The sequence below is a fragment of the Promicromonospora kroppenstedtii DSM 19349 genome (assembly GCF_000515355.1).
Lineage (GTDB): Bacteria > Actinomycetota > Actinomycetes > Actinomycetales > Cellulomonadaceae > Promicromonospora > Promicromonospora kroppenstedtii.
Window position 1 is genome coordinate 49,187 of sequence record NZ_KI911690.1, and the last position, 1,212, is coordinate 50,398.

The window sequence follows — 1,212 nt, forward strand, 5'->3', positions numbered from 1 at the left end:
GCGGGCCATGTGGGCGTTGAACGCGTCGCTCTCGGCCAGCCGGGGCGCGCGCGTGCCCGCGTACGGCGGCCGGCCAGGGGTGTGGTGCGTGCTCATCGAATCTCTCCTCCTCGGTCGCGGACCAGCTCACGCAGGCGCTCCAGCACGCGTGCGTCACCGATCCCGTCGTGCTCGTACTCGTTGGTGACCCAGGCCTGCGCCGACCCGACCCGCGAGAGCGTGTCGAGCTGCAGGCCGGAGTCGACGAACATGTCGTCGTGGTAGACGACGGCCGCCAGGGGGACCTCGTTGGCGGCCAGGCGGTCCAGGTCGTACAGCGGCGACCACTCCTGGCGCGCCGCCAGCTCGTGCACCGCGCCCTGATAAGGCCGCAGCAGCCGGATCTCGTCGAACATCCACGGGAACGCCATCTCGCCCGTGAACAGCAGCGGACGCCGGTCCGCGTCGAACTCCGGCCGCCGGTCGCGCTCGGCCTGCGCCGCCCAGCCCGTGGGGCCGTTCGCGCCGTGCCCGTAGATCGACTCCTGCAGCGTCCAGAACAGCGGCCCGTCCGCCTGCGACGTGCGGACCATCGCCTCCTGCAGGAACCCCGCCGACAACCGGCCGGGCGCCGCGAACGCCTTCTCGACGAACCAGTGCAGCCGCTCCGGCCCCGGCTTCATGCCCAGGTCGATGCCCATGGACTGGAACCGGCGCACCGTCAGCACGTCGCCGTCCGGCAGGAGCACGTCGCCCTGGGCCAGCCGGTCCGCGATCGCCGCGACGGCGTCGACGTCGGCCGGGTAGCGCCGGTAGAACTCCGCCGTCTTCCCGGCGACCCGGCCGAAGGTGCGGCGGTAGACCTCCGCGGCGTCCGGCGGCGTGCCCGGGATGCCGCCCGCGACGTAGCAGGCGCGCAGCGCCTCCGGCGCCACCGACAGGTACGTCAGCGTGATCCAGCCGCCGAAGCTCTGCGCGAGCGTCGTCCACGGCCGCCCGCCGTACACCTGCCCGCGCACGTCCTCCAGGTCGGCCACGATCGAGTCGGCCCGGTAGCAGGCCAGCAGGTCGGCACCCTGGGCGGCGTCCAGCCCGGCCAGGGCCTCGCCGTCCAGCGGCGAGCTGCCGCCCGTGCCGCGCTGGTCCACGAACACCACGCGGTAGTCGCGCAGCGCCACGTCCAGCCAGCCGTCCCGCCGCAGCGGCCGCGGGTTCGCGCCGCCCGGCCCGCCC

The 1,212-nt window shown here is 74.6% G+C and carries 1 protein-coding gene; it reads right to left on the reverse strand.

Annotated elements, in window-relative coordinates:
* Positions 1–92: 92 nt before the first annotated feature.
* Positions 93–1,212, reverse strand: a 1,120-nt coding sequence (locus PROKR_RS16565; protein WP_036964787.1) for an alpha/beta fold hydrolase, incomplete at its 5' end; no start/stop codon positions are given.